At 42.6% G+C, this 26,008-nt stretch carries 27 protein-coding genes; 4 read left to right on the forward strand and 23 right to left on the reverse strand.

Features of this window, described 5'->3' with window-relative positions; all coding sequences use genetic code 11:
• Positions 1 to 38 precede the first annotated feature (38 nt).
• The 23 genes from PW252_RS07560 to ligA all read right to left on the reverse strand — a co-directional run bounded on the left by PW252_RS07560 (position 39) and on the right by ligA (position 22,429).
• The gene (locus PW252_RS07560; protein ID WP_248049053.1) at positions 39 to 839 is read right to left on the reverse strand and encodes an HAD family hydrolase; all 801 of its coding nucleotides are present in this window, start codon (positions 837 to 839) and stop codon (positions 39 to 41) included.
• Entirely contained in the window at positions 839 to 1,678 is an 840-nt protein-coding gene (locus PW252_RS07565; protein WP_105111691.1) for an SDR family oxidoreductase, read from the reverse strand. The genes PW252_RS07560 and PW252_RS07565 overlap by 1 nt, the downstream gene beginning before the upstream one ends.
• A gap of 1 nt (position 1,679) precedes the next feature.
• The gene (locus PW252_RS07570) at positions 1,680 to 2,780 is read right to left on the reverse strand and encodes a mannonate dehydratase (RefSeq protein ID WP_248049055.1); all 1,101 of its coding nucleotides are present in this window, start codon (positions 2,778 to 2,780) and stop codon (positions 1,680 to 1,682) included.
• A 13-nt stretch (positions 2,781 to 2,793) separates the two neighbouring features.
• Positions 2,794 to 4,194, reverse strand: coding sequence for a glucuronate isomerase (uxaC, locus tag PW252_RS07575; RefSeq protein ID WP_248049057.1), 1,401 nt, complete (start codon positions 4,192 to 4,194; stop codon positions 2,794 to 2,796).
• A gap of 1 nt (position 4,195) precedes the next feature.
• A complete protein-coding gene (locus tag PW252_RS07580) occupies positions 4,196 to 4,816 on the reverse strand; it encodes a bifunctional 4-hydroxy-2-oxoglutarate aldolase/2-dehydro-3-deoxy-phosphogluconate aldolase (protein WP_105113928.1) in 621 nt (206 codons plus the stop codon).
• A 121-nt stretch (positions 4,817 to 4,937) separates the two neighbouring features.
• The gene (locus PW252_RS07585; protein ID WP_248049059.1) at positions 4,938 to 5,654 is read right to left on the reverse strand and encodes a FadR/GntR family transcriptional regulator; all 717 of its coding nucleotides are present in this window, start codon (positions 5,652 to 5,654) and stop codon (positions 4,938 to 4,940) included.
• A 45-nt stretch (positions 5,655 to 5,699) separates the two neighbouring features.
• The gene (uidA, locus tag PW252_RS07590; RefSeq protein ID WP_248049061.1) at positions 5,700 to 7,499 is read right to left on the reverse strand and encodes a beta-glucuronidase; all 1,800 of its coding nucleotides are present in this window, start codon (positions 7,497 to 7,499) and stop codon (positions 5,700 to 5,702) included.
• A 15-nt stretch (positions 7,500 to 7,514) separates the two neighbouring features.
• The gene (locus tag PW252_RS07595; protein WP_172050476.1) at positions 7,515 to 8,543 is read right to left on the reverse strand and encodes a PfkB family carbohydrate kinase; all 1,029 of its coding nucleotides are present in this window, start codon (positions 8,541 to 8,543) and stop codon (positions 7,515 to 7,517) included.
• A 62-nt stretch (positions 8,544 to 8,605) separates the two neighbouring features.
• Entirely contained in the window at positions 8,606 to 10,159 is a 1,554-nt protein-coding gene (locus tag PW252_RS07600; protein ID WP_105113932.1) for an MFS transporter, read from the reverse strand.
• 193 nt (positions 10,160 to 10,352) lie between these two features.
• Positions 10,353 to 11,189, reverse strand: coding sequence for a DNA/RNA non-specific endonuclease (locus tag PW252_RS07605; RefSeq protein WP_248049063.1), 837 nt, complete (start codon positions 11,187 to 11,189; stop codon positions 10,353 to 10,355).
• Positions 11,190 to 11,218: 29 nt separating this feature from the next.
• Complete coding sequence (locus tag PW252_RS07610; protein WP_105113934.1) at positions 11,219 to 11,410, reverse strand: DNA-directed RNA polymerase subunit beta; 192 nt, start codon at positions 11,408 to 11,410, stop codon at positions 11,219 to 11,221.
• A complete protein-coding gene (murA, locus tag PW252_RS07615) occupies positions 11,403 to 12,686 on the reverse strand; it encodes a UDP-N-acetylglucosamine 1-carboxyvinyltransferase (protein WP_248049065.1) in 1,284 nt (427 codons plus the stop codon). The genes PW252_RS07610 and murA overlap by 8 nt, the downstream gene beginning before the upstream one ends.
• 23 nt (positions 12,687 to 12,709) lie before the next feature.
• Complete coding sequence (locus PW252_RS07620) at positions 12,710 to 12,934, reverse strand: DUF1146 family protein (protein WP_172050474.1); 225 nt, start codon at positions 12,932 to 12,934, stop codon at positions 12,710 to 12,712.
• 67 nt (positions 12,935 to 13,001) lie between these two features.
• On the reverse strand, positions 13,002 to 13,418 hold the full coding sequence (locus PW252_RS07625) for a F0F1 ATP synthase subunit epsilon (RefSeq protein ID WP_105113936.1): 417 nt from the start codon (positions 13,416 to 13,418) through the stop codon (positions 13,002 to 13,004).
• Between the two features lie 10 nt (positions 13,419 to 13,428).
• Complete coding sequence (gene atpD, locus PW252_RS07630; protein ID WP_105113937.1) at positions 13,429 to 14,835, reverse strand: F0F1 ATP synthase subunit beta; 1,407 nt, start codon at positions 14,833 to 14,835, stop codon at positions 13,429 to 13,431.
• A 19-nt stretch (positions 14,836 to 14,854) separates the two neighbouring features.
• Positions 14,855 to 15,733, reverse strand: coding sequence for a F0F1 ATP synthase subunit gamma (locus PW252_RS07635; RefSeq protein WP_024398204.1), 879 nt, complete (start codon positions 15,731 to 15,733; stop codon positions 14,855 to 14,857).
• An 11-nt stretch (positions 15,734 to 15,744) separates the two neighbouring features.
• Positions 15,745 to 17,265, reverse strand: a complete 1,521-nt coding sequence (gene atpA, locus PW252_RS07640; protein ID WP_161942060.1) for a F0F1 ATP synthase subunit alpha — start codon at positions 17,263 to 17,265, stop codon at positions 15,745 to 15,747.
• Between the two features lie 3 nt (positions 17,266 to 17,268).
• Positions 17,269 to 17,802 carry a F0F1 ATP synthase subunit delta gene (locus tag PW252_RS07645; protein WP_105113939.1) on the reverse strand — a complete coding sequence of 178 codons (534 nt, stop codon included), beginning with the start codon at positions 17,800 to 17,802 and terminating at the stop codon, positions 17,269 to 17,271.
• Positions 17,803 to 18,309, reverse strand: coding sequence for a F0F1 ATP synthase subunit B (gene atpF, locus PW252_RS07650; protein WP_105124191.1), 507 nt, complete (start codon positions 18,307 to 18,309; stop codon positions 17,803 to 17,805).
• A gap of 17 nt (positions 18,310 to 18,326) precedes the next feature.
• Positions 18,327 to 19,043 carry a F0F1 ATP synthase subunit A gene (gene atpB / locus PW252_RS07655; protein ID WP_105118077.1) on the reverse strand — a complete coding sequence of 239 codons (717 nt, stop codon included), beginning with the start codon at positions 19,041 to 19,043 and terminating at the stop codon, positions 18,327 to 18,329.
• 36 nt (positions 19,044 to 19,079) lie between these two features.
• On the reverse strand, positions 19,080 to 19,280 hold the full coding sequence (locus PW252_RS07660) for a F0F1 ATP synthase subunit C (protein ID WP_105109681.1): 201 nt from the start codon (positions 19,278 to 19,280) through the stop codon (positions 19,080 to 19,082).
• Between the two features lie 139 nt (positions 19,281 to 19,419).
• On the reverse strand, positions 19,420 to 20,460 hold the full coding sequence (locus tag PW252_RS07665; protein WP_248049067.1) for a diacylglycerol kinase family lipid kinase: 1,041 nt from the start codon (positions 20,458 to 20,460) through the stop codon (positions 19,420 to 19,422).
• A gap of 10 nt (positions 20,461 to 20,470) precedes the next feature.
• Positions 20,471 to 22,429 carry an NAD-dependent DNA ligase LigA gene (ligA, locus tag PW252_RS07670; protein ID WP_248049069.1) on the reverse strand — a complete coding sequence of 653 codons (1,959 nt, stop codon included), beginning with the start codon at positions 22,427 to 22,429 and terminating at the stop codon, positions 20,471 to 20,473.
• Positions 22,430 to 22,554: 125 nt separating this feature from the next.
• On the opposite strand from ligA, the gene PW252_RS07675 reads away from it, so the two are divergent.
• From PW252_RS07675 to zwf, 4 genes are all read left to right on the forward strand, one after another.
• Positions 22,555 to 22,692, forward strand: a complete 138-nt coding sequence (locus PW252_RS07675) for an SPJ_0845 family protein (RefSeq protein ID WP_172050468.1) — start codon at positions 22,555 to 22,557, stop codon at positions 22,690 to 22,692.
• Positions 22,693 to 22,694: 2 nt separating this feature from the next.
• The gene (locus PW252_RS07680; protein ID WP_248049071.1) at positions 22,695 to 23,600 is read left to right on the forward strand and encodes a permease; all 906 of its coding nucleotides are present in this window, start codon (positions 22,695 to 22,697) and stop codon (positions 23,598 to 23,600) included.
• Positions 23,597 to 24,412, forward strand: coding sequence for a TIGR03943 family putative permease subunit (locus PW252_RS07685; RefSeq protein WP_248049073.1), 816 nt, complete (start codon positions 23,597 to 23,599; stop codon positions 24,410 to 24,412). Before PW252_RS07680 ends, PW252_RS07685 begins: the two co-directional genes overlap by 4 nt.
• A 79-nt stretch (positions 24,413 to 24,491) precedes the next feature.
• On the forward strand, positions 24,492 to 25,979 hold the full coding sequence (gene zwf, locus PW252_RS07690) for a glucose-6-phosphate dehydrogenase (RefSeq protein WP_248049075.1): 1,488 nt from the start codon (positions 24,492 to 24,494) through the stop codon (positions 25,977 to 25,979).
• Positions 25,980 to 26,008 lie beyond the last annotated feature (29 nt).

The following is a 26,008-nucleotide window of genomic DNA, read 5'->3' on the forward strand; positions in this document are numbered from 1 at the left end:
AAAAAAGCTAGAGGGCATAGCGCCTCTAGCCCTTCTCTCTAGTCGTCTAAATTATTCCAAAATTTCTGTGTCAATTCTGTTTCTTTCTCACCTGTGAATGCTTGATGAACAAAGTCATCTGCAATCGTTTCTGTCAAATCTGCCCAAGATTGCATCTCTTGTCCTACTAAAATAGGATAGAAGTGGACATTATTGAGTTCCGCCGCCTTCAAATCACCTGGCGAGTCACCAATCATCATAATCTTATCAGGACAATACCCTTCCTCTATTAACAGTTTGATGACATCTTCTTTCTTGCCACGGTCTTGACAGTACAATTCTGTAACAAAGTCCATCAACCTCTGGTCTGTCCACTCTTCTTCTACCGCTTCCTTATTAGCAGAAGAAACCACGTAGACTTTTCCTAACTGGCTCAATTTTTCCAAGCCCTTGTGAACGCCGATGAAGGCTAAAACAGGACCGCTATAATGCTTAATGGCTTGATTGACTTGATTGGACCATTCTAAAGCTAATTCCAAGTCTTTTGACGGCTGCTCCTCTATCAATCTTTCCAGAGAAGCATTTGACAAAGAAAATGTTGTAGCAACCCAATTTTTCAAGTTGTCTATACCAGTCACACCTGCAAATTCTAGGCCTTTTACTAAGCCAACAAAACGGTTAATGCCACGTTCTCGTGAGTAGAGATTGACTCGGTTCCATTCAGTTAAAAATGGTTCTTTATCTTCAACACCAAAAACTTCCGCAGCCAAGGGGCCGAAAAAGAGTTTATGTTTGTAGGTCATGGTGTCCATGGCGCAGCCATCAGAGTCCACACAAAATACGTAATCCGTTTTCATCATCAAACTCCTGAATAGGCTGAGAAGCCACCGTCAATCGGTAAAACAACACCGTTGACAAAGCTTGCCAAATTCTCGTCTGCCAAGAAGAAGACTCCGCCGACTAGCTCTTCCGCTTCACCAAACCGCCCCATTGGTGTATTGGTCAAAATCTTGTTGGCACGTGCGGTCGGTTGACCCGACTCGTCAAACAGCAAACCACGGTTTTGGTTGGTAACCAAGAATCCAGGCGCAATCGCATTACAACGGATGCCAACTTTTGAAAAATGGACTGCTAACCATTGGGTAAAATTACTAATAGCAGCCTTGGCACCTGAATAGGCTGGAATTTTTGTCAAAGGAGTAAAGGCATTCATGCTGGAAATATTGATAATATTTGCTCCCGAGCGACCGATCATATCCTGTGCAAAGACCTGTGTTGGCAATAAGGTTCCAAGATAATTCAAATTGAATACAAAGTTGATACCTGCCTCATCCAAGTCGAAGAAAGTCTTGGTCTCAGCTGGCAGACCAATCTCATGGAATTCATTGTCCGTTGTCGCTTTTGGATTATTGCCTCCAGCACCATTGATTAAAATATCTACAGGGCCAAAATCTGCTAGGACTTGCTGGCGAACATCTTCCAAATTTTCCTTAGAAAGAACGTTAGATTTGTAAGCTTTTGCAACACCACCTACTGCTTCAATCTCATCAACGAATACCTGAGCCGCAGCCTCATTCAAGTCTAAAAGCGCAACCTTTGCACCTGCCTTGGCAAATTCTTTTGCCAAATAGCCACAGAGAATGCCACCTGCTCCTGTAATAACAACAACCTTATCCTTAAATTCAATAACACGTGACATATTAGCTCTCCTTATTTCCAACTGTTTTGACTGTAATTCCAAAATCTGGTGTCTTGCCTGCTGCTCGCATATTGGCTTCATAGAGACCGTTAAAGTAGGTTGCCCCAAGGGCTCGGTCATACAGACCATAACCAGGTGTCTTGGTTTGATCTCCCCAGATACGGCGGCCGTGGTCTGGACGTAAGGCTCCAGCCCAGTCATAGTCCACCAATAATTTAACAACAGCATTCATATCAATGTCACCAGCTTGTGACAAATGTGCAGTTTCTTGGAAGCCCCAAGCACCTGCCGTCACATTGCGCGTATGCATAAAATTGATACGATTGCGTTTGAGAGCATATTCCATCATGGCAAGGACATCATTTTTCGGATCAGAAGCATAGGATCCTACACACATGGTAATTCCATTGTGTTCTGAATCATAGAGATTCAAAAATCGTTCAACGGCTTCTTGACCAGTAATAATACGTGGCAATCCAAAAATTCCATACGGAGGGTCATCAGGGTGAATGGCCATTTTGACTCCAGCTTCCTCAGCCGTTGGTAGAATCGCTTTGATAAAATACTCCAAATTCGCCCATAAATCTTCTTCAGAGATATTCTGACGATAATTTTCAATAATCGCCTTCATTTCTTCCTTGGAATAGGACGAATCCCAACCTGGTAAGTTCAAATCATCCGCCACAGGATCAACACCTGCTAAATCAGATTTTAGGAAAGCTAAAGAGGTTGAACCATCTGGAAGTGGGTGGTGCAAGTCTGAACGGGTCCAGTCAAACACAGGCATGAAATTGTAGCATACAACTGGAATACCTGCAGCCCCTACATTACGGATGGAAGTTTTATAGTTTTCAATTAACTCATCACGATTTGGCTTCCCTTGTTTGATGTCTTCATGGACAGGAATGGATTCAATAACCGTAATTTCAAGTCCTGCCTCTTCTACCATTTTTTTCAGCTCTAGAATGTTTTCAAGGGGCCAAGCTTGACCAACTGGTACATCGTAGACTGCTGTTACGATTCCCTGCATACCAGGGATTGCTTTAATCTCTTCCAGTGTCACAGGATCTTTTTTCCCGTACCATCGAAATGACATTTTCATGATTTACTCTCCTTTATTGTTCAAAAAATTCTTTGGCATTGTAATAGGATATGGCTTCTACAAACTGGCCTAAACGATTGTAATCTTCTGGCACTTCCTCATCAACTATCCATTGACCAACATAGGTCGCTAAAATGCGTCTGAAATAATCATGCCGTTGATAAGATAAAAAGCTACGCGAATCTGTCAACATACCAACGAAATTGGCAAGCATGCCCTGTTCTGCATAGGCATTCATCTGGTCAATCATGCCCAACTTGGTATCATTGAACCACCAACCAGCACCAAATTGTAGCTGACTACGGCGCCCTTCCTCATTGGACTGGAAATTCGCCAAAGTATTGGCCAGAGCAATGTTGTAACTTGGATTGAGATTGTACCAAATCATTTTTGGAAGGGCATTTTCCTTGACCAAGTTATCTAACAAACGATTCAAATTCACAGTCAGACATGTCTGGTCTCCAATCGAATCCACACCTACATCTGCTCCAAGTTTTTCAAACAGTCCGGTATGGTTGTTCCGTAAGGCACCAAAGTGAACTTGTGTCACAAAGCCATGTTTCTTGTACAATCGGCACAATTCTCTAAAGATAGCAGTCTGCCATTTATTGATACTGGATTGACCAGCTTCTTTACCTGCAAGTCGTGCTAGTAAAATTTCATCCAACTCTTCAAGGCTTGCTTCTTCATATGAAATAGCCGTAAAACTAATGTCACTTGCTCGGCAACCGTGTTGAGCAAAATAGGAAACACGCTGACCTAGTGCCTCTACAAAACTTGCAAAGTCTCTTACTGCTACCCCTGTTACTTCCTCCAAGCGTTTCATAAATGGATTGAAATTTCGATGCTCGATAAAGGCTTCATCTGGGCGGAAAGTCGGTGCCACTACAGTATCTATGGTCGAGTCCTCAGCCAGACGCTTATGCCATTCCAAGCTATCTAGTGGATGGTCAGTTGTCCCAATAAAGGTCACCCTAGCATCCGCAATCAACTTACGTGGACTAACTTGATGTTCTTGCAAATAAGCATTGAGCTGATAATAGAGTCGCTCGGCATTTTCTTCGGTCAACAATTCCTCAACACCGAAAACCTGTCGCAATTCCAAATGACTCCAATGATAGAGAGGGTTTCCGAAAGCCCGTTCCAAGGTCCTTGCCCAGGCTTTAAACTTATCTAGTTTACTTGCTGAACCTGTGATTTCTTCTTCTGAGATACCATTAGCCCGCATCAAGCGCCACTTATAATGGTCACCCCCCAGCCACAGATCAACAATATCTTCATAAACCTTATCTTCAAAAATTTCCTTAGGATCCAAGTGACAATGGAAATCATAGATAGGAAGCTCTGCTATTTTTCCGTAAAGCTCCTTAGCAGGCTCGTTTTTTAGCATAAAGTTTTTGTCATTAAAACTCATTTCATCCCTCCAAAGCTGCAACAAAACTGCGAGCAATTGTCGTTACACTTTCATAGCCTTCAGCCTGCACTCGACTTGCCAGAGCCGAACCGACTCCAACAGCACAAGCACCGGCTTTTTTCCAATCTGCAACATTATCAACTGATACGCCACCTGAAGGCATCAAATCCACTTGAGGCACCGGGCCGTGAATATCCTTGATAAATCCAGGCCCCAACACGCCACCAGGGAAAAGCTTGATAATAGGACATCCCGCTTGACTGGCTGTGACAATCTCTGTTGCAGTTGCACAGCCTGGGAAATAGAGCACCTCAGCCTCTTGTGCCAAGTCTTGAATTTCCCTATCAAAATGGGGACTAACCAGGAAACTAGCACCAGCATCAATGGCCTCTTGTGCGAGAGATACATTCATTACAGTTCCTGCACCAATGACTACGGAAGAATCGTCTGAGAACTCTTCCTGTAATTCTTTGATAACTGTCGCTGCATTTGGAGTCGAAAATGTAATCTCAATATTTCGAATACCTCCCAAAATCGCATGGCGAGCGATTTCTTTCGCATCGTTTTCATCTTTTCCGCGAATCACTGCAAAAAAATAATTTTCTTTTAATTGTCTTAACATCTTGACCTCCAATTAGAAAGCGTTGTCATTTATAGATATAGTATATAATTCATCAGATGATTTGTCAAGGAAAATGCAAAAAATACCCAGAAAATTATTCTGGGCAGTATATTTTTTATTTCTATTTATGATCATTGAGACCATGCATGGTCATATCTTTATCGAACCATTCACTTAACACAACCTGTCTTACTGCTATAATATGTGCTAGCATGCTATCATAGGCCGCAACAGGATGGCGTTGTTTGATAGCCATTAAGATATTCCTATGGGCCTGTAAACTATCCGATTTCATCTGACGATTTGAATAATTTTCATTGATCAGATGAATAGATTGATTAATGACAGGCATGAGACTTGTCATAGCCAGATTCCCACTCATCTCAGCTAACATACAGTGGAATTCTACATCCAATTCCAGATGCTTCGAATCTCCAGCAGCTACCGCCTCTTCAATAGCAAGGACAATTTCTTCTAGTCGAGCAATATCTTCATCTGAAGCAAACTGAGCGACACGCTCCGCAATTCTCGGTTCAAGCAAATACCGCACTTCAAACAAATCTGTCGTCAACTTCACACGGTCTCTGACCAAAGAAAAACCTAAAGGATCCTCTGATACTCCCTTTTTAGAGCTGATATAGGTTCCCGACCCTTGGCGCACTTCCAGAATATTTCGAGTAGCCAAACTCCGAACAGCTTCACGAACAGTCGAACGGCCAACTTCTAAATCTTGGGCCAATTCATACTCATTTGGAAGCTTGTCACCAACTTCATATCCTCTTTCCAAAATCAATTCCAATAAGCGTTCTGATGCTTTTTCTACCAAGGGTTTCGCCATGTGCTTGGTCCTCCATTACAACTTTCTATTTGCTACTATTATAGCTCATTTCCTCTTATAATGGTAGTTCGGAATGGCAGTCCAACGTTTCTTAATTTCTCTTACAATTTGCTTGGGTTGTCGATTTCTCGAGAACAATCCTTTGTGATTTCCTTGAATGCGAATGATACCAACTGTAGTTTCAAAATCTGCAAAATTCCAGACTTGTTCACCCACTAAATTCGGAATAGAGTCAAAAACGCGATGGTTCATATCGTAGTAATCCACCTGAAATTCCTCAGTATAAGGAATATCCCACATCGAATGTAGGCCCGGCAAGGTGTCTGCACCATATTCTGTAATCAAAATCGGCTTGTCTGGATAAAGCTCTTGCCAGGTCTCTAATTCCTTACGAAGTCCCTTCTCTGCGGTCTTCAAGTCACCATGAGCAACATACCAGCCATAATAACGATTGAGACAGACAACATCGACCAAATCCATAACCTCATCCTTATCAGGCGTTGCTGTCATAATATTGACCAAGGTCACAGGACGCTTAGAAGGATCTCTGTCCCTCATGCGCTGAATCAGAGGTTCAAAGTAAGCACGTGCTCCCTTTTCATGCCCTGCTGGCTCATTGGCGACAACCCACATCACTACAGATGGGTGGTTCTTATCACGCGCTATCAATTCATCAATCACCAGCTCATGAGCCTCCTTGGTTTGCATAACTTCCCAGGTGCTTTTTACCTCTTCAGAATCCCCTGTCAAATTCAAGGCAGCATTAAACTGTTGGAACAGACCAACTGCTGGCACTTCATCAAGGACGACAATTCCCAAACGATCAGCCAAACGCATCATTTCCTCAGAATAGGGATAATGGGATGTCCTAAAGGAATTTGCTCCAATATCTTTAAGCAAATTCAAATCCATCAGATTGGCTGCTTCATTGAAACCACGACCATTAATAAAGGTATCTTCATGTTTACCAAATCCCTTGAAATAGAAAGGTTTTCCGTTGATGAAAAATTGCCCATTTTCAACTGCTACACTACGAATACCAAATTGTTCTGAGTAGGTATCGAGCAAGTTTTCTCCGTCAACTAATTCAACTTTAGCAGTATAGAGATAGGCATCCAAGACCTCCCAAAGGCGTGGATGTTCAATGACCATTTGTCCATTTTCAAGAAGACCTACTTCCTGTCCCTCTTGATCTAAAATAGACATACGGATGGAATCGTACTGCCCAACTGTCTTCACATCAACATTCACTTCCGCCTGAGTCAAATCTTGATTTAGCTCCGTCCGAATAACAATATCTTCAATCCTATTTTGGGGACGTTTATAGAGATGTACGGTTCTCTGAATACCAGCATAGTTGAAAAAGTCAAAATTTTCCTTGACTGTCTTCACAACTTGACCATTCTCATCCACTTCTTCACTATAATTCCCTACTGGAAGGGTTGTGTAATTCAACTCATTATTGGCACAGACTGTCAAACGGAATTGGTCAGCATCGTATAAGTTTGAGGGAATCAAGCATTCAAAAGGTGTGAAACCACCCTTGTGCTCCCCGATTAGCTGACCATCTGCATAGACTTTTGCCTGATGCGTCACCGAACCAAAACGCACAACCAACTCTTCATCAGCTGATACGACAGGAAGAGCCACCGTGAGTTCATACCAATTATCACCGACAAAACGACGCTTTGCTTTATCGACAACAAGATCATTGAAAGAACTCGGTACAACCATTACTTCATCTGTATCTAACAGAGTATGAACATCATTGTTCCCTTGCTTAAATTTCCATATTCCATTTAAAGAATAGACTGAGCGTGTTTTTGTTTGTATCGGATACAACATACTTTTTCCTTCTTTCTATCGTTTTATTTCACGTGACCCTTTTTTCAATAGCAAATCAATATCTGATTGACTGATGACATTAATGTCCCCTTCAATGGTATGTTTGAATTGAAAACTAGCCATCCCTAAGTCGACTATTTCCTGTGGCGTTTTTTCCTGCAAATAGCCCAAAATAATTCCTGCTGTAAAGGCATCCCCTGTACCAACACGGTCCAAAACTTGAATGGATTCTTTTTCCGTTTCATATAGAATACCATCTTGATACAAGTATGCCTTCAACAAATATTCATTATTGTAGGTCATTTCCCTCTGGGTAAAAGCAAGACCCTGCAAAGAATAGTTCTCTGCTAAACCTTTAACAACCTTCAGCAAGGTATCCTTATATTCATAAGGACGTTCTAGCCCCAATTCATCCTTCAGATCTTTTCCAGATTCATTTAAAAGTTGAATAGGCTCTAGGCCAAAGCAGACATCCGCCAATTGCACAAAGGGAGATAGTTTTTCCCTCGCTTCTTCAAAAGAAGACCACAAACTTTCGCGATAATTCAAGTCAAAGGAAACCTTAACACCCTGCCCCTTTGCCATTTCCATCAAACGAAAGGCCAGACGATAAATATCTGGATTCAGTGCAACTGTAATTCCACTGACATGAAACCAATCTACACCGTCAAACATACCTTCCAAATCATACTCTTCTTCCTTGGATAAGCTAAAGGCAGAATAATCACGGTCGTAGGTCACCTGACTAGGCCTGAGAGAGAAGCCCTTTTGATAATAATAAAGCCCCAGCCTTCCTTTTTTTCGAATCAGATGCTTCTGTCCAATCTGCCGTGCAAAGAGAAAGTGTTCTGCCATTTTTCCCACTTCATTCTTAGGCAGTGCCGTCACCAACTCAACTAAATGCCCCAACTGGGCTAAACTAGCCAAGACATTCAACTCTGAGCCACCAAATTGACATTCTAAACTAGATGCCTGTGTTAAGGTCTGATAATGAGGAGGAGATAGTCGCAATAAAACTTCCCCAAAAGCCAAAATTTTCTTCATACCGCCTCCTAGATGAAAGACCCAGCTGGAATCCTCCAACTAGGTCAGTTATTTGTTACTTATTACTTACCATCGTACTGGTCTACTTTGTACTTAGTTACATCAACATAATCCATATCAGATAATGGAACGTTTTTCGCAATCGCACGCACACGTTCTTCATCTTTAGCCGCTTTCATAACATGGATTTTCTCTTGAATACGAGCCATTTCTTCACGGTCTAGTTTGTAGAATTTCATCAAGAACAAGGATAGGCTCAAAACCGCTACTGGAATCACTGTCAACAGGACAATCAAGGCCATTCTCAAATCTGTAGAGAAGGCAGTTTCAACAGTTGGGTATTCTTTGCCAAATCCAATCGCCGCTAATACAAAACCAACCACCATCGGAGCAAATGAAGAAGCAATTGAGTCCGTCAATGAGAAGATAGTCCCAATCATACCTGACAAGTAACGACCAGATACTGAAGTTTCATAGTCTGTAATATCTGCACCCATGGTCAATACTAAGCCAGATGGAGCACTAGATGCATAGCGTGCAACAATGTAGACAACAAAGAATCCGATTGTATAGAGATTCCAATTCGTTAAATCTAACATTCCAGGTTCAGCAGAAAGAAGCATAACAGCAAGAATAATCAAGCCTGTAATTCCCAGTTGAAGGGCCGTTACATATGCAAAACGCAAACCTTTCCGACGAGCCAATTGCGCTGCACCAACTGTTACAAGAATACCTGGCAAAATCAAGAGCATAGACATTTTTCCAGAAAGAGCATAGTCACCGAAGATAATACCATACAGCATAACCCCGATAACGGAATCTCCAAACAGTTGAGCAACAAATTTTACAAAAGCTGCAGAGATTGAAAGAACCTGCAAAGGTTTGTTTCCTTTGATAACTTTCCAGTAGTCTTTCAACTTAGTTTCTTGTGTCTTCTCACCAAGACCAAAGTATTTCTTATTGTCTTTCTCCCAAATACCGATAATAGCAAGAATACCCAGAACAGCTGAAATAATGACTACACCAAGGAATAACTCTTGGAAGAATCCCGGGGTAAACCCACCATGTTTTGGAACCAAGGTTCCTGACACGACCACTTGGCTACCAGTCATTAACACAGTTGTAGCGATACCATCAACAATGTTAAAAATCGGACGTTGTTTTGGATCATTGGTAAGCGCAACTTGCCCTGCTTTGGTAATCGTTTGTTGCAATGAATAACCAATTTTATGAATAATTAAAACAACTAGGAACAATGGTAGACGCAAATTTTCGCTAACTCCACTTAAGCCTAACATCATAAAGAGTGAGGAAGCTGTAATAATATTCCCTAAAACTAAGATTGGACGGTACTTACCAAACTTAGTATCAGTCTTGTCAATGAGAACACCAATTGATGGATCAATAAATCCATCGAAGATACGAATATATCCCATGAGCTGACTAACAAATAGCGCTGCTAAACCAAGTACCCCTGTCGATAAATATGTCACAAAAGTGAAGGCAACTAGGTAGATATTGGTCGACGAATTATTCATTGCAAACAATATAATCTGCCATAATTTAGCCTTGTTATAAGTAACGTCTTCGACACGTTGCTCAACATGTTTTTCCATCGGAAAGTCCTCCTAAATTTTTCTACGATAAAATCGTAAGCGTTTTCTTTAAGTATATTCTAATATTCATCTGATGATTTGTCAATAGTTTTTGCAAATTTTTTTAATAATAGACAAAAAAAGACGATTATTTGTAAAAAATCGTCTGATATATTCCAATTTAAAAATATTAAATCATCTGAGAACTTCTCGCCTAGTTAGCATGGATTTCCCCACTATGGTAGTTTATACTCAAGCCACTCTGCACATTTGGGACAAATACATTGAACTCTAAGCTACCGTCGGATGATTTTGCTTCTAGATGGCTTCCTACTGGAATTAGGTCGTCTTTTTCTGCATAGATTAGGGTAACACGGTAGCGGACACGCTTGTTCTTGTCCAAGGCTTTTCGTACCAAGGTTTCAAAATAATTCTGACCTGTTGAGGTAGAATCATTGGCTTGATTAGACCAGGCTGTTTGAACCGCTATGTTTTTTGGATTGCTTGTTGAGGCATCGAATCCAGCTAGACCACCAATCAAGGCATAGCCAAGCAGATGTCCACGATCAACTGCATGATCATATTCCCCTGGCAAATCATGAATTTGGTGCCAACCAGCAGGAGTCCATGATGTACGCCCATTACCAGTTGCTTCACGATCCTTATACTGACGTGTTGACTTAGCCAATAGGGCATTGGCTACGGTTGGAACCGTTTCTCCCTGCACAGTCTTAGTCTTATTATCCCCATAAGGTGCACTAGCGACCGAAGCATCTAAATCAGTCTTATTGCCGTTGATCAGAAAAGCTCCAGCTCCATTCCATTCAATGGAATTCCCAAGTTGTTTCCTTACTTTCTCCGTCAATACCGAACTAGCCAGCTCCTGGCTAGGTGTAAACTCGCTTGCTTGCGACTGATTGACATAATAAGAATAGTTTGCAGCATTGTCGCTGCTCGTATTATTTAAAAAGTAGCCACCACCAACTACAACAATAGTAGCTAACAAACTTAGTAGGCTCATAGCCTGTTTCTTTACATTTTTCTTCGCCATAAAATCTCCCATCAAAAAAGTAGGTTGCCCTACTTTCCTGTAAATTTATTGATTAAATCCTGCCATTTTGCAGGGGATAGGACTGCAAATAAATTATCCCCATCACCAATGACACCATAGCCTACCATAAGTCCTAGAGCAAAAACAAGTAGGGCTAAAAGTGCTACGATAGCAACCAAAAGCAGATTTTTTCCAACATAGTTCAGATTTTCCTTAAACATTTTCACTTTCTCCACTTACACGTCTGATGTCAGAGCCAAGTCCTGCCAATTTCTCATGGAACCGATAATAACCTCGGTCCAAGTGGGACAATTTACCAACAATCGTTTCACCTTCAGCGACCAAACCTGCCAAAATCAAGGCTGCACTTGCCCGCAAATCCGTTGACATCACCTGGGCACCCTGCAAGGTCTGACCACCTGTAATGATAGCTGTATCACGCAAAATTTCTGAATGCAAGTCCATCCGACGCATCTCTTCTAGATGCTGGAAACGATTTTCAAATACTGTTTCAATCATGGTTGATTCCCCCTTGGCAACTGCCATGAGAGCCGTAAACTGAGCCTGCATATCTGTTGGGAAACCTGGATGAGGCAAGGTTTTTACAGTTACGGGTTTAAGTTTATCCACTTGCGAACGAACTCGGATGCCCCCTTCTTCTTCTGTCACTTCAACACCCATTTCTAGCATCTTAGATATGAGAGGACGGTTGTGTTCCCAGACAGCATCCTTGACCAAGACATCTCCGCCTGTCATTGCTGCAGCCACCATAAAGGTCCCTGCTTCAATTCGGTCTTGTACTACTTGGTGTTCAGCTCCATGCAGTTGGTCAACACCTGTGATGGTAATGGTTTCTGTACCAGCACCCTTGACCTTGGCACCCATTTTATTGAGGAGAATAGCCAAGTCAACGATTTCTGGTTCCCGCGCAGCATTTTCCAAAACAGTCGTACCTTGAGCAAGCGTTGCAGCCATCATTAAGTTTTGCGTAGCCCCAACACTTGGGAAATCAAGATAGATATGAGCCCCCTGCAATTTCTCTGCACTCGCCTCAATATAACCCGCACGTTGCTTTATCTTGGCACCAAGTGCCTGCAAGCCCTTCAAATGCAAATCAATTGGACGACTACCAATGGTACACCCACCCGGCATGGATACCTTAGCATAACCATTTCGAGCCAAAATTGGCCCCAGAATGACAATAGAAGCCCGCATCTGGCTTACATACTTATAAGGTGTTTCGCTACCAAGTTTACCTGTTGCATCAATAGCTATAGTCTTTGTTTCCTCGTCAAATTTCACACGAACTCCTAAACCACGAACGACGTTGTTCATGGTATAGACATCTGACAAAATAGGCACTTGAGTTAATTTGGTCTGTCCTTGACTAGCTAATACCGTCGCTGCCAATAAAGGCAGAACAGCATTCTTTGCACCTTCGATTTCTACCTGACCCTTCAAGCCAGTTTTACTACCTTTAACAATAATTGTGTCCATTTACTATCCTTTTCTTACTTAAATCATATACTTGCAAATGAGCGCCCCACCACCAACAATTCCAAGAAAAAGTTGGATACCAGGTAGCCCAGAGCAATGGCTAGAAAGAGAATGAGCAGGTTGATTTTCTGCTGGTTTTCTCCAGTAACCTTTAACCACCGTGACCAGTCAACTGTTGTCACCAAAAGATGATGGGCCAGATAGATAAACAGTATGTGACTAAAAAATTGTAAAATTGAAATAATCATGCTTCCATTATACCATGAAAACGAAAAATGGGACTGAACCAAGTCCAATCCCATCTCTTTTAGTGTGTTAATGTTTACCAACTCGAATACGGTTAATGGCCCTTTGAAGTGCAACTGTAGCACGTTTTTCCAAATCAGCATTGTGGGCCTTATAAGCTTCTTCAAGCTCTCTTTCAGCTCGCAACTTAGCCCGCTCTGCACGACTGATATCAATATCGCGCTCACGCTCTGCTGAGTCCGAAATTACCGTAATCATATTTTTATTGATTTCAATAATCCCACCATTGACGGCAATCCAGTCCACGTGATTTTCATCATCAACACGGCGGACTTTCATTTCATCGATTTCCAAAACGGCAATCAGTTCCTCATGCCCGGGATAAATTCCCATCTCACCTTCGACAGTCTTTACCAAAACAAAGGCTGCATGGTGGTCATATTTCATTCCATCTGGTGTCACAATTTGAACAGTCATTTGTTCCATAGGCCACCTCTTAGAATCTCATTTTTGCAGCTTTTGCGACTACATCCTCAATCGAACCGACATTTCGGAAGGCATCTTCTGGCAGATGATCATGTTTGCCATCTAGGATTTCCTTAAAGCCTTTCACTGTTTCAGCTACTGGCACATAAGAACCTGGCATACCTGTGAATTGCTCAGCAACGTTGAAGTTTTGAGATAGGAAGAATTGAATACGACGTGCGCGACCAACCAAGGTCTTCTCTTCGTCAGACAATTCATCCATACCAAGAATAGCAATAATATCTTGCAATTCTTGGTAACGCTGAAGAACACGTTTGACTTCCATAGCAACTACATAGTGTTCTTCCCCTACGATTTGTGGAGAAAGTGCACGAGATGAGGATGCCAAAGGATCTACTGCTGGATAAATACCAAGCTGGGTCAATTTACGCTCCAAGTTAGTCGTTGAATCCAAGTGGGCAAAGGCTGTTGCTGGCGCAGGATCCGTATAGTCATCGGCAGGCACATAGATAGCCTGGATAGATGTAACAGAACCTTTCTTGGTTGAGGTAATCCGTTCTTGTAATTGACCCATCTCCGTCGCAAGTGTTGGCTGGTAACCAACGGCTGACGGCATACGACCCAAGAGGGCAGATACTTCTGAACCAGCCTGCGTGAAACGGAAGATATTGTCGATGAAAAGAAGCACATCCTGACCTTCCACATCACGGAAGTATTCCGCAATGGTCAAACCAGTCAGAGCAACACGCATACGGGCACCTGGTGGCTCATTCATCTGACCAAATACCATGGCCGTTTTTTCAATAACACCTGATTCCTTCATTTCCCAATACAAGTCGTTCCCTTCACGAGTACGCTCACCAACACCGGTAAATACAGAAATACCACCGTGTTCTTGGGCAATGTTATGAATCAATTCTTGGATAAGAACGGTCTTACCAACACCGGCACCACCGAAGAGACCAACCTTACCACCTTTTAGATAAGGAGCCAAGAGGTCAATTACCTTGATACCTGTTTCCAAAATTTCGCTTGAAGTAGATAGTTCATCAAAAGCCGGTGCTTTCTTATGGATTGGCTCACGTTCAAAATCAGCTGGGAAAGGCTCATCAAGGTCAATGGTATCTCCCAAGACATTGAAGACACGCCCCAAGGTTTCCTTACCGACTGGAACAGAGATGGGACGACCTGTATCGAGAACTTCCATCCCACGTGTCAATCCATCCGTTGATTCCATGGCAATGGTCCGTACAACGCCATCACCAAGTTCCAAAGCAACTTCAAGCACAACTTTTTGCTTGGAATCATCATTTTTATATACAACGAGTGCGTTGTTAATCTCAGGAAGTTTATCTTCTGCTGCAAACGCAACGTCTACAACTGGTCCGACAACCTGAGTAATTTTGCCTGAACTCATTCTATTTCCTCTATTTCTATTACTCAAGGGCTGAGGCACCTGCTACAATCTCAGTAATTTCCTGAGTGATAGCTGCCTGACGAGCCCTATTGTATTGAATTGTCAAATCGTTAATGACATTCTTAGCATTATCCGTTGCTGTCTGCATGGCCGTCATACCAGCCGCATTTTCAGCAGTTTTGGCATCCAAAATCGCTCCGTAAATGGTTGATTCTGCATATTGGGTCAACAATTGCTCCAGAATGACTTCACGGTTTGGCTCCAATTCAAAAGTAGATGTATAACCATCTGCTTCATTATGGTCCAAATCCTCAACAGGAAGCATCTGCTGGACACGCACCTGACTGGTCAAGCTATTGACATGGTGGTTATAACAAACATACAACTCATCAAAAAGTTCATTCTTATACATTTCAACAGACTTAGAAATGATTTTTTGAACCTCTTCAAAGCTTGGATTGTCCGCCAGACCACGCAATTCAAAGACTGGATTGATACCACGGGCACGGAAAAAATCAGCCCCCATACTACCAATGGCAATAATTTCATACTCATCTTTTGAGTCGTGGTCCTGTTCAATCATCCCCATCACAGCCTTCAAAATACTGGAATTATAAGAACCCTTTAATCCACTGTCCGATGTGATGACAATATAACCAGATTTTTGAACTGGACGGCGAATCAGCATTGGATTGCTTGTATCTGAAGCCATCAATTCTCCACGCAAGAGGTCCGTTGTAATCTGACGAACCTTGCTTGCGTAGATCTGAAAGGATTGGGCTAATTGCTCGGATTTGGCTAGTTTAGATGCCGAAACCATCTGCATGGCACCGGTGATTTGACTGGTTTTCTTAGTAGATGCAATTTTTGACTTGATTTCATTGAGAGAACCTGCCATCATTCACTCCTTTACTTAAAGACAGACTGGTCTTTGAAGGCTTGAATAGCAGCATTCAACTCATCTGTATCGGGAAGGTCTTTCGTCGTACGAATGACATCCAAAAGACTATCATAGTGCAAATCAAAATATGCGTATAGCTCTTCTTCAAATGCCAAAATATCATCAATTGGCACTGAATCCAAGAAGCCATTTGTCAAAGCATACAAAATCAAAACCTGTTTTTCAACTGGAAGTGGCTTATGCAAGGGCTGTTTCAAAACTTCGACAGTACGACGACCTCGGTTGAGTTTGGCCTGAGTTGCTGCATCCAAATCGGAACCAAATTGCGTAAACGCCTCTAATTCACGGTAAGAAGCCAAGTCGATACGAAGGGTACCAGCAACCTTTTTCATGGCCTTGATTTGAGCCGAACCACCTACACGAGATACGGAAGAACCCGCATCAATGGCTGGACGGATACCAGAGTTGAACAAATCGTCCTTCAAGAAAATTTGTCCATCCGTGATTGAAATCACGTTAGTCGCTATATAAGCTGAAATATCACCTGCCTGGGTTTCGATAAATGGCAGAGCTGTAATGGAGCCACCACCTAACTCATCTGAAACCTTGGCTGAACGCTCAAGCAAGCGGCTGTGCAAGTAGAATACATCACCTGGGTAAGCTTCACGACCTGGAGGACGACGAAGCAAGAGGGACAATTCACGGTAAGCAACCGCCTGTTTTGACAAATCATCATAGACAATCAAAACGTGCTTGCCTTCATACATAAACTCTTCTGCCATGGCAACACCGGCATAAGGAGCCAAGAATAGCAATGGAGAAGGTTGAGAAGCAGATGCTGTTACTACGATTGTGTAATCCAAGGCACCATATTGGCGAAGGGTTTCAACTTGCGTACGAACTGTTGATTCTTTCTGACCAATGGCAACGTAGATACAAATCATATCCTTGCCTTTTTGGTTGAGAATAGCATCAATGGCTACAGATGTCTTCCCTGTCTGACGGTCACCGATAATCAATTCACGCTGACCTCGACCAATTGGAACCAAAGCATCAATAGCCTTAAGACCAGTTTGCAACGGCTCATTTACTGATTTCCGTTGCATAACACCTGGCGCTGGGTACTCGATTGGACGGGTTTTAGTCGTACGAATGTCACCAAGACCATCCACTGGTTGCCCAAGTGGATTGATGACACGACCAATCAAGGCTGAGCCAACTGGCACTTCCATGATTTTACCAGTCCGACGAACAACAGACCCCTCACGGATATCTGTAAATTCACCAAGAATGATGATACCAACATCGTTGGTTTCTAAGTTTTGGGCCATACCAATGGTGCCATTTTCAAATACCAAAAGCTCTCCACTCATGGCATTGTCAAGACCTTGCGCACGGGCGATACCGTCACCAATGTAGGTTACGACACCAGTTTCTGTATAGTCAAAGTCAGGCTGAAAGCCTTCAATTTGTTGTTTTAGTAAAGCGCTAATTTCTTGTGCATTTATCAAAAGAACACCACTTTCTATTTTCTAAAGTTTTTTTCTAACATCCTTCAATTGTGTCCGAACACTTGCATCGATGACCTTGTGGTTAACACTCACAATGAAACCACCAAGTAGACTTTGGTCTAATTCTTCGATGATAGTTCGTACACGCAAGGAGAATCGTTCTTCCACTAACTGACGTAGTCGATCTTTTTGCACCTCAGTCAAGGGATAAACGGAAACCACATGGGCTTCAAATTCATTTTTAAATTTACTGATTTGTAAACGGACACGCTCTAGTGTTTCCAGTAGCAAGTCTGCATGCCCATCACGAATAATATCCTCAATCAAATCATTGATTTGCCAGAAACTTGATTGGCGAACGGTTCGTACGAATGCAGCTTTTTCCTCTCTTGATACCGTAGCAGACAACAAAAGACGATTAAGCTTGCTATCATGGATAATCGTAATCAATTCAGAAAGCTGGTCATACATTTCCCAAATTTCTGCATGATCACTGACTTTTTCAACAAATGATAGAGCGTATTTTTGCACAAGGGCATTTTCTCTAGCGTTCATCTACTTTTCTCCCAGCTTATCCAAATAACGATCAATCAAATTGCTGTGGGCTGCCTGGTCTAGGTCTTCTAAAATGATTTTACCTGCCAAATCAACAGCTAATTCAGCGACTTGAACACGCAAGTTTTCTTGGGCTTCACGCTTCTCAGCTTCGATTTCCATCTGCGCTTTTTGTTTCAAGCCTTGGATTTCAACTTCTGCCTGTTCAAGAAGACGTTTTTTCTCTAGTTTCGCTCGCTCAATAGCGTCTTGAATGATTTTTTGTCCTTCAACACGACCTTGAACCAATTCCTGTTCCCGTTGTTGAACCAGGTTTGAAGCAGCAGTTAATTTTTCTTCTGCCGCATCAATATCATTGGCAATCTTATTGGCACGTTCTTCAAAAATACCTGTAATTCGGTCCCAAGCGAATACACGAATAAGGATAATCAATATCGCAAAAGAAGCCGTTACGAGAATAAAGTTTCCAAGAACAGTGCTAGATTGCATTGCTAAAATTGTTGCCATATTTTTCTTTCCCTTTCTTACTCACCATGACCGTGGATTTTTTTGTTCAAGTACATGGATACCAGCATGACAAATACATAGCCTTGCAAACATGAAATGAAGACAGAGAAGCCTGTCCAGACAATGTTTAGTGCAAATGCAACTGGATAAGCTACTGCACTTTGTTGTGATAGCTGTAAAAGAAGTGAAACCAAAACCTCACCTGCGTAAATATTACCGTACAAGCGCAAGGCAAGTGAAGCAAGGTTGGTAATTTCTTCTAAAATGTTCATCGGAGTCATTGCCAAAGGGGTCACAAAATCTTTCAGATATTGCTTAACCCCTCTACGGCGCATACCCTCGACATGACAAAAAACAGTTGCAATGGCTGCTAGTCCAAAATCGTAGGCCATGTTGGCTGTCGGAGATGTCCACAAATTATGACCTTCTGCTGTTTCCAACTTGGTCATCAAACCCAAGTTATTTGCTACCAAAAGAAAGGTGAAGACCGTGAAGAAGAACAAGGCGTACCTTTTAGCATCTTCATCTCCAAGATTTCCCTTAGTGAAATTGATGGTCAATTCGTACACGTACTCCAAAACATTCTGTTTACCTTTTGGCTTCAGTTCCATTCGGCGACTAGCCCAAAAAACAAGTAAGAAAATAACGGAAATGGTTATGATAGAAACCAATACCATGGTCAGGTCAAAGGTTACGGGACCAAGGGTAAGGGTTGGACTTAAATGTTCTTCCAATGGAGGTTCCCCCCTTTTCTATTTCTCTATTTTCTACTATTTCAAGACAAACATCATAGCCAAGGTTACGAAGAACGTTCCCTCGATAAAGGCAACACCCAAGAATACACCAGCCATTAACTTGCTTTGCATTTCTGGTTGACGTGCAGTCGAACTAAGGTAAGAAGCTACCAACAGTCCTTCACCAATACTTACACCAAGACAGGCCAAACCTAAAGCCAACGCGCCTAAATTCATAACGAATTCTCCTTTTAAAATTTAATACCATGTAAGGATACTCCTAAAACATCTATTTGTCAAGAAAATACCGCCTTTGAAAGCGTTTAATTCGCCATTGAAATAGAAAAAGAAAAGACCTGCTGTCTTTTCTTCCTATTTATATAGCAGAATCTATATGACTACTTTCTTCAATGAAACGTTTGGTCATATTTTCTCGATCAACCTGCTCCGTATCCAAAGTGATAGCCTCATCAGAAACCAGGTCCGTATCCGCAAAAAATTCAATATGATTTTGAAGATTGTGCAATTCAACTGGCGCATCTCCACCAAACTCTCCATCAAGATTGAGAAGAAGGCGGCTGTCGGAACTAAGGTTTTCGATAGATAAAGACCTTGTCTTGATATACTCAATTAAATCACTCTCAATATGCTTCCCACCATCTAAAACTTGACCAATTAACTGAAGGATTTCAAAGAGATTGCCTGTTTTTACCATTATCAGGGTAAAATTCCCATCATCCAACTTGGCATCTGGAACAATTTGCTCAAAACCACCAATAGAATTAGTTAAGGCGACAAATATCATGGAAATGGATCCTTCAAATCTTCCCCCATCGTGCGTCACTCGTACAGGTGTAAATTGGACTTGTGGCAAAAGCTCCGCCCCCTTGACCACATAAGCCAAATAGCCAAACATTGTTTTGAGCTGACTTGGCACACTGTAAGTCAATTCTGTCAGAGTTCCTGCGGCAGCGATGTTAATGAAGTAATGTTCTTGATAAAGTCCATTTTTTTCATTCTTTGCCAAGCCAATATCCATCAAAATCGTTTGTTTTTTCCCAATCAGCTTGGCTGCTTCGATCGGGTTGCCACGAGGTACCTTGAGTGCACGCGCATAGTCATTGGTCGTTCCTGTTGGAATAATAGCCATCTTTGGTCTATTTTCAAGGGGAGCAATTCCGTTGACCACTTCATTGATGGTGCCATCTCCTCCTGCTGCGATGACTAGGTCAAAGCCCGCCTCTGCTGCTCTTTTCGCCTCATTTTTTGCTGAATCTTTTGCGGCCGTTGTCTGAAAAGCAGAGGTTTCATAACCGAAACCTTCTAAAATTTCTAGTACGTCTGCCACATTTTTTTTCATGATTTCCTGACCTGAGGTAGGATTGTAAATCAATCTTGCTCGCTTGCGTTCTTCCATATCCTATACCTTAAAGGCTTTCTAACCAAGCCTCATCTTTTATTTCAATTCCTAACTCTTGGGCCTTGGCCAACTTGCTTCCTGCGTCAGCACCTGCGACAACTAGGTTGGTCTTCTTGGAAACAGAGCCTGCTACCTTGGCACCCAAAGCTTCTAGCTTAGCTTTGGCCTCGCCCCGCTTCATCCGTTCCAACTTACCAGTTAATACGACCGTAAGTCCAGACAAGGCAGCATTTTCATCCGCTACCTGTCCCAGATAAGCCAAGTTTACGGCATTTTCCTTAAGTTCAGCTAAAAGTTGCTGGGCACCTGAGCTGGCAAAGAAGCTGGTCAAGGACTTGGCTATTACCTGACCCAATCCTTCTAGGGAAGCAATTTCCTCCTGACTGGCTTGAGCTAGGGCTTCCAAGTCGCCAAAGTTTTCTAGCAAAATCTTGCTGGCCTTGCTGCCGACATGGCGAATACCCAAACCGAACAAGAGCCGTTCTGCTGAATTTCCTTTTGATGTCTGAATGGCCTGATAGAGCTTGTCAGCTGATTTTTCTTTGAAGCCTTCCAAGGTCAATAGGTCATCAACAGTTAATTTATAAATATCAGCAACATCGTGTACCAAGCCGGCTCCAAAGAGTTTTTCTACAATAGAAGATCCCAGACCTGCAATATTCATGGCATCACGGCTGGCAAAATGCTCCAACTTACTCATCAACTGACTTGGGCAAATGGGATTGATACAACGAAGGGCCACTTCATCTTCGTAATGCTGCAAGTCGCTCTGACAAGACGGACACTGGCTTGGAACAGGCATCACTTCCTGCTCAGACCGATACTTGTCCACCACTTTCAGAACAGCAGGGATAATGTCCCCTGCCTTGTAAACAATGACCGTATCACCAATACGAATGTCTTTTTCTGCAATGTAATCCACATTGTGCAGAGTGGCACGGCTAACAGTCGTGCCAGCTAACTGAACAGGGCTGAGGTTGGCTGTGGGAGTGACGACACCTGTTCTACCAACCGTCCAATCAACAGACAGGATTTGGGCTTCTTTTTCCTCAGCTGGAAACTTGTAGGCCACTGCCCAACGAGGGGCCTTAACAGTAAATCCTAATTCCTCTTGGATAGCTAGGTCATTGACCTTAATGACGATACCGTCGATTTCATAGGGCAAATCTTCTCGCCGCTCTGCCATTTTTTCAATAAAAGCCCAAACATCGTCCATGCTGTCGGCCAACTGGTAGTCGTGGTTGGTCACAAAGCCTAGACTATCCAGCTTTTCCAGCACTTGTGACTGGCTGGTCGCTTCAGACGGACTAGCCTCTTGGTAGAGGAAAGTAGCAAGGCCACGCTGGGCCACAACTCCCGTATCCAGCTGGCGAAGGGTCCCCGCCGCTGCATTACGTGGATTGGCAAACTCAGCCTCTCCTGCCTCCTGACGTTGTTGGTTGACGCGGTCAAAAGAGGCTTTGGGCATATAGCACTCGCCACGGACAGTAATATCAACTGCTTGAGGTAAGGTCAAGGGAATATCTGCCACACGCTTGAGGTTTTCCGTGATATTCTCACCGACACTACCGTCACCACGTGTCGCACCTACTACTAGATTGCCTGCTTCATAGGTCAGGGAAATGGACAGGCCGTCAATCTTGAGTTCGCAGATGTAGGTCGCTTGTGGAAATTCCTTGCGAACACGTTGGTCAAAGGCATCTAATTCTTCACGCGAAAAGGCATCCTGCAAGCTAAAAAGAGGATAGACATGGCTGTATTTTTCAAAGCCGTCTAAAATTTTGCCACCAACACGATGGGTAGGACTATTTGGCAAAACCAATTCTGGATGGGCTGTTTCCAGTTCCACCAATTCTCGATAGAGTTTGTCGTATTCGGAATCAGACACGCTTGGTTTGTCTGTGCGATAGTATTCGTCGGCATATTTGTTAAGTAAGTCTACTAATTCTGATATTCTTTTTTCCATAAGACAATTATACCACGACTTAAGATGGCAACTGAAGATTTTAGTTTTGAATTAGGTTAGGAAATTTTAGATACATTTGAGCAAAAAAGAGTATAATAGATATATAAAATTTTGGGAGGTGCCTCGTGGCTATCACATATAAACGACAAGACGATTTGGAAAAAATGCTGGAAGAATTTGCATCCTTTGACAAACTCGAGGAAGTTGAATTTCCAGACCCAACAAGCACTGAAAAAAATAAGCAGAAAGTTGACGATAAGTAAGGATGTTTGGATTTGAGCAACTGCCCTCTTCTGTTTTACAGTCGGGGGCTATTTTCCTATCAATTATCATTGAAGCTCTGCCCTTTGTTCTAATAGGTTCAGTTATTTCTGGTTTCATTGAGGTCTTTGTCACACCTGAAAAGGTGGTCAGATTTCTACCTAAGAATACCTTTTTAGCCATCCTCTTCGGGACCTTTCTGGGCTTTGTTTTTCCTTCCTGCGAATGTGGGATAGTCCCTATTGTGAATAGGCTCTTAGAAAAAAAAGTGCCTAGCTATACTGCTATTCCATTTCTAGTGACTGCCCCCCTTATCAATCCCATTGTCCTTTTTGCAACCTATACTGCGTTTGGAAATTCTTGGCTTCTGGCTGCCTATCGTGTTCTAGGATCTATCTTGGTCGCACTCGTCCTTGGTCTGGTCCTTGGCTTTTGGGTCAAAGAACCGATTAAAAACCAACAGACTGCCTGCCAACCGACCCATGATTTTTCAGATAAAACCAACTGGCAAAAAGTCGGACTAGCTTTTATTCATGCCATTGATGAATTTTTCGATACAGGTCGATACTTGGTCTTTGGTTGCCTCTTTGCTAGTTTAGTACAGGTCTATGTTCCAACAGCTATCTTGACTTCGATTGGTCACAGCCCTCTATCAGCTATCTTGCTCATGATGGGACTTGCCTTTCTGCTCTCCCTTTGTTCTGAAGCAGATGCCTTTATCGGTGCATCTTTTCTATCCAGCTTTGGTCTAGCTCCCGTCATGGCCTTCCTTGTCATTGGACCAATGGTAGATGTCAAAAATCTGCTCATGATGAAGCGTTACTTCACAGGTAAATTTATTCTGAGCTTCGTTACTATTAATTTCCTGGTTATCCTTGGCTACTGCATCATTCTAGGAGGGCTTGTATGATTCGATTTTTAATTCTCGCAGCTTATTTTGAAATGACCATGTACCTCTATGTATCAGGCAAACTAGACCAGTATATCAATCTGCACTACACCTATCTAGCCTATCTGTCTATGATACTTTCCTTTATCCTAGCCATGGTTCAACTCTATGTCTGGGTAAAAGACATTGAAACACATAGTCATTTGACAAAAAAATCAGCCAGATTTGCAAGTATCTTGCTCCTCATCCTTCCGCTTACAGTTGCCTGGCTCTTTCCAACAGTTAGTTTAGATGCTACTTCTGTGGCGGCTAAAGGCTATCATTTCCCCCTAGCTGCTGAAAATGACACAGCTACTCAGGCTCAGGAAGGAACCAGCGTCCAGTACCTCAAGCCTGATACATCCATCTATTTTACAAAGTCAATTTACCAATCTGAGATGCGCGCAATAGCAGACCACTATTTAGCTCAAGATGAAATAGAGGTGACAAGTGATAATTACATGGAGGTCATGGAGGCCATCTATGACTATCCAAATGAATTTGCCGGTAAAACAATTGAAATGGTCGGATTCGTTTATAATGATCCAGACAAGACTGACCAGCAATTTCTCTTCCGTTTTGGCATAATCCATTGTATCGCCGATTCTGGTGTCTATGGTCTACTCTCTACAGGAGCTTCGCAGACTTTTCCTAACAACAGCTGGGTCAAGGCCAGCGGAAAAATTAAGATTGCTTACCATCATTCCTTAAAACAAAGCCTGCCGACACTGGAACTGGAGCAAATAGAAGAAATCCAGCAACCTGAAAATCCCTACGTTTATAGAGTATTTTAGAAAAATGAAGTCATAAAGTGAATTTTCTGACAATTTATGCTATAATGAGATTTATACTCAATAGAATAGGAAAGAATTTATGTCATCACATGTATTGTTTACCATTTTTGGTGCTAGTGGCGACTTAGCCAAACGCAAGCTCTATCCATCACTTTTCCGTCTGTACAAGGCGGGACATATCAAAGAAAACTTTGCTGTTATTGGAACAGCTCGCAGACCCTGGACCAAGGAATTTTTTGAGCAAACCGTCATTGAATCACTAGGAGATTTGCCCGACACGCCACGTCAGGCTCATGAATTTGCAAGTCATTTCTACTACCAAAGCCATGATGTCAACGATACGGAGCATTATGTAGCTCTTCGAAAATTACAAGATGACTTGTGTGAAAAGTACGATACCCAACACAACAAGGTCTTCTTCTTATCCATGGCACCTGAATTCTTCGGAACCATTGCCAAACACCTCAAGTCTGAGAAGATCGTTGACGGACAAGGTTTTGAGCGTTTGATTATCGAAAAACCATTCGGAACAAGCCTTGCAACTGCAAGCAAACTCAATGATGAATTGGCTGCTGCCTTCGAGGAAGACCAAATCTACCGTATCGACCATTATCTTGGTAAGGAAATGGTGCAAAACATCTTCGCTGTCCGCTTTGCCAATATTATATTTGAACATATCTGGAACCGCGATTACATTGACAATGTCCAAATCACTTTCGCTGAGGCGATTGGGGTTGAGGACCGTGGTGGCTACTACGACCATTCTGGCGCCTTAAAAGATATGGTTCAAAACCATGCTCTTCAAGTCCTTTCTCTCTTGGCAATGGATAAGCCAGCCAGCTTCAAGGAGGAAGATGTCCGCGCTGAAAAGATCAAGGTCTTCCAACACTTACGTCAACCGTCAGACGAAGACCTCAAGCGCAACTTCATCCGTGGCCAATATGCTGCAGGTTCCATCGACGGAAAAGACTACGTTAGCTACTTGGACGAACCAAATATTGCAGAAGGTTCTCAGACGGAAACCTTCGCAGGAGGTGTCTTCTTCGTTGATACTGACCGTTTCCGTGATGTACCTTTCTTCTTCCGTACAGGTAAACGCCTGACAGAAAAGGGCACGCGCGTGACCATCACTTTCAAACATGCGGAAGATATTTTTGGTCAGCCTTCTGAAGCCAACGTATTGACCATCTTCATCCAACCAACCGAAGGCTTTATGCTCTCTATCAATGGTAAGGAAGTTGGTTCCCACTTCGCTCTTACTCCTGCCAAACTCAACTTCCGCCACAATGCAACGGCACTTGGTAATTCACCTGAAGCCTACGAAAAACTATTTTTCGATGTCTTGAACGGCGACTCTACCAACTTTAGCCATTGGGAAGAAGTTAAGGCAAGCTGGAGCTTGATTGACCGCATTGTTGATTTGTGGGCAAGCAACCAAGTCCCACTCCACACCTATCCAGCTGGAAGCATGGGACCACAAGCAGCCTTTGATTTGCTAGAAAGCTACGGCTGCAAGTGGGTATGGACTCCGGATGTATGGTATCGTGAACGTGGCTTATTGAAATAAAATAGAAAAACTGGAGCAATCCAGTTTTT

It is taken from the genome of Streptococcus sp. 29887, assembly GCF_032595075.1.
GTDB lineage: Bacteria > Bacillota > Bacilli > Lactobacillales > Streptococcaceae > Streptococcus > Streptococcus iners.